Origin of the sequence: Arthrospira sp. PCC 8006, from assembly GCF_046480465.1 — a bacterium.
In the GTDB taxonomy this organism is placed as follows: domain Bacteria; phylum Cyanobacteriota; class Cyanobacteriia; order Cyanobacteriales; family Microcoleaceae; genus Limnospira; species Limnospira platensis.
The window spans coordinates 1-2,581 of sequence record NZ_PKGG01000387.1 but is presented as its reverse complement, the minus strand read 5'-3'; the positions used below and the strand labels follow the sequence as shown (position 1 = coordinate 2,581).

Below are 2,581 nucleotides of genomic sequence, written 5' to 3'. Positions count from 1 at the left end.
GGTGTGGGCAATACTTTACCCCATCAGACCTAATTGAAGTAGACCACATTGTACCTCGAAGCCTCGCTGGAAAGGATGAATACAAAAATCTTCAGCTATTACACCGCCACACCCGCGACGATAAGACGGCACTTGACAAGGCCAACGCTGTGTCCTTAACAATGGAGCAGTCAGACTAGGAGCCGTATGATGGGAAACTATCAAGTACGGTTCTGAATGGGAGGGAATGGAGGCGACCCCATTTTCGACCCCTAATTGGAAATTATGATATTATCTTAGATTTAAGAAATCCACTACCTTTTCCAGATGAAAGCGTTGCTGAAATATACTCTTCTCATATCTTGGAACATTTTTTATACCCTTACCAAATGGGAGAAATTCTAAAAGAATGTTACCGGATTTTGAAAAAAGGAGGAATTTTTCGAGTATGCGTACCTAATTCTCGAATATATATTGAAGCATACCTTAATCCCGAAAATTTTGATTCGGAAAGATACTGTCAATACAAACCTGCGTATGATTATAAATCTCCGATAGATTATATAAATTATATTGCTTACATGGCAGGTCATCATTATCATATGTTTGATGAAAGTAATTTAATATGTGTTTTCTCTCAAGCAGGATTTGATCATGTGAAATTGCGAGATTTTGATCCGAGTATTGACCTTGAAAGTCGAAGAGATGGTTCGATTTATGCAATCGCTGAGAAAACTTCCAGCTTTTGTTTAAGCTCACAGGAAATTTCTAATTTATCTAGTTTTAATCTTAGTCAAATTAACTATATTATTTTTCCTGACTGGAATCAACCAGAAGAGCAAATTAGTTTACAACTACAACAAATAATTAAGGCTTTAGCAAATCATCCAGAAAACGAAAAAATTACTTTAGTAATTTACACTTCGCAATTGGATAGAGAAGACGCAGAGATGTTTTTATCTAGTGGAGCCATGAACTTATTCATGGAAAATGACTTAGATATCAATGATAATCTGAATATATCCCTAGTTCCTGAATTGCCAGCTTGGCAATGGCAGTCTTTATTGGAACAAATTTATGGTAGAATCGTTTTGAATAATGAAGATGAAGTCGCTTTAAAATCATTGCCAAATTGCAAATAATTAATAAACTACAAAATAAACAACTTAATTATATCTGAGGAAGTAAAGCAAGTCTATATGAATAATCCTAATGAAAAATTAAATCTAGCAAATCAAGATTTTAATAATCAGCAATTTTACCAAGCTGCGGATTTAGATCAAGAAATAATACAAGATAATCCTCAATTGAAACAGCAAGGTTTATCTATTCGATTGGCGCACTGTCTAGTCTTATCCGGAAACTGGTCAATGATATCAGGAAATTTAACTCCAGGTACTAATTATTTAGATGTTTCTGGTTGGTTAAATTCTCTCTTCCAAGGTAAACCAGTTAATGCAGAAAATCAACCTATTCCTTGGTATACTTATCCAGCAATAGAATTTTTAGAAGATAAGATTAACAGTGATTCTCTAGTATTTGAATTTGGCGGAGGTCAATCTACTTTATGGTGGTCAAATAGAGTTAAACAAGTAATATCTATTGAAAGTGATGAAGGTTGGTTTAACCAAATTTATCAACAAATGCCTGAAAATGTACAATTGAATTTAGAATCAGATGAACAAAAATATGCTGATTTCATCCTGCAATATCCAAATAAGTATTTTGATATAATTATTGTTGATGGTATTAACCGTAATCTTTGTTTAGAAAATAGTTTAAGGAAAATCAAAGAAAATGGATTATTGATTTTTGATAACATAGACGATCATCGCTATGATTCATCAATTCAATTACTAGCTTCTGAAGGTTATAAAAAAATTGATTTTTGGGGTTTAATTCCTGGATATATTTATAAGAATTGTACTTCCTTATTTTTTAAATCCACAGAAATATTAAATATTAATTCCTTACCTAGTGATAAAAAATCATTTTTAGGTAAATCTTGTATGCAAATTACTAGCCCCAAAATTACAACCATGGTGCGAGACGTTTAGGAGTCAAATAAGGCTGCAATGCATGAAATAACCTCCTAGTGGGACTTTCACCCCTTGGTGAAATATAAGGGACTCGTACCCTGACCATCCCATAACTGTTTATATGTCCCAACGTTTGGTATAGAAATATACAAAACAAGGCAGGGAACTCAAGGTCAAAACGCCAAACTGGAAATATTAATGATTCCTTAACAATTGCGTTGAGAGTAACGGCGATAGCCACCCCCAGTTTTGGGAATCATAGCCCCAGGATTGAATCGGGGAACGGAAGGCGTGAAGTAGAACCTACTACCAAATGCGACCACTGCCAACCATCCATGATTAGGGAAACCGAATGTCCGGCTTGAACCATCGTAATGATTTAGCAGCGAAACAGGTTGATACGCTGCGTTCAAAAGAGCAAGGGGAAAAGTAGGGTAATCATGACATCACCTACACAGACTTTTAAAAGTACCCCGGTGGATAGGACAAATCTAAAGATGGAATGCCCGTATAAACGGAACGTTTAAACCCCTTTTAGGCTCTCAAGTGGCAGGATGTACCTG

At 35.2% G+C, this 2,581-nt stretch carries 3 protein-coding genes; all 3 read left to right on the top strand.

Annotated features, from left to right (window positions below; translation table 11 throughout):
* Positions 1-179, top strand: a 179-nt coding sequence (locus B9T16_RS27745) for an HNH endonuclease (RefSeq protein ID WP_410246295.1), incomplete at its 5' end; no start/stop codon positions are given.
* Between the two features lie 33 nt (positions 180-212).
* A complete protein-coding gene (locus B9T16_RS27740) occupies positions 213-1,121 on the top strand; it encodes a class I SAM-dependent methyltransferase (RefSeq protein WP_410246294.1) in 909 nt (302 codons plus the stop codon).
* Positions 1,122-1,178: 57 nt separating this feature from the next.
* On the top strand, positions 1,179-2,036 hold the full coding sequence (locus B9T16_RS27735) for a group 1 glycosyl transferase (RefSeq protein ID WP_410246293.1): 858 nt from the start codon (positions 1,179-1,181) through the stop codon (positions 2,034-2,036).
* The last annotated feature ends 545 nt before the right edge of the window (positions 2,037-2,581 follow it).

Excerpts from the sequence above, each read along its gene's own strand:
- B9T16_RS27735 (WP_410246293.1), top strand. The coding sequence starts at position 1,179 with ATGAATAATCCTAATGAAAAATTAAATCTAGCAAATCAAGATTTTAAT.